1 protein-coding gene is annotated in these 592 nt (G+C 80.4%); it reads right to left on the bottom strand.

From position 1 onward, the window contains the following. On the bottom strand, positions 1 to 566 hold a 566-nt coding region (gene pyrF, locus ABEB16_RS22740; protein WP_345714403.1), incomplete at its 3' end, for an orotidine-5'-phosphate decarboxylase. Between the last annotated feature and the right edge of the window lie 26 nt (positions 567 to 592).

Genomic DNA, 592 nt, shown 5'->3' with positions numbered 1-592 from the left:
GCCTCGGCGACCGCCCGCGCCACGGCGCGCCCGTCGGCGCCGAGGGCGTGCTGCACGGCGGCGCCCTCGGGGTTGGACGTCAGCGCCAGCACGAACACCCCGCGCCCGTGCGCGGCGGCCACGTCCAGCAGCGGGCGCAGCGAGCCGAACCCCAGGTACGGGGAGGCGGTGACGGCGTCGCCGGCCAGCGGGGAGTCGCCGCAGAACGCGTCGGCGTAGGCGGCCATCGTGGAGCCGATGTCGCCGCGCTTGGCGTCGACCAGGGTGAGCGTGGCGGCGGCGCGCGCCTCGGCCAGGACGGTCTCCAGGACGGCCAGGCCCCGCGAGCCGTGCCGCTCGAAGAACGCCGCCTGCGGCTTCAGCAGCGCCACCCGCCCCGCCAGGGCCTCCAGCACGGTCCGGGAGAACCGCTCCAGCCCCGCCGGGGAGTCCGCCAGCCCCCACGCCGACAGCAGGCCCGGGTGCGGGTCGATGCCCACGCACACCGGGCCGTGCGCGGTGACCGCGGCGGCCAGGCGGGCGCCGAAGCGCCCGCCGGCCACCGTCGGGGCGGGGGCCGCGCTCACCGGCCCGGCCAGGCGGCGGCCAGGGC

It is taken from the genome of Kineococcus glutinatus, assembly GCF_039542765.1.
GTDB classification, from domain to species: Bacteria; Actinomycetota; Actinomycetes; order Actinomycetales; family Kineococcaceae; genus Kineococcus_A; species Kineococcus_A glutinatus.
Note: the sequence above shows the minus strand (reverse complement) of the source record. Positions and strands in the feature narration are given on the sequence as shown.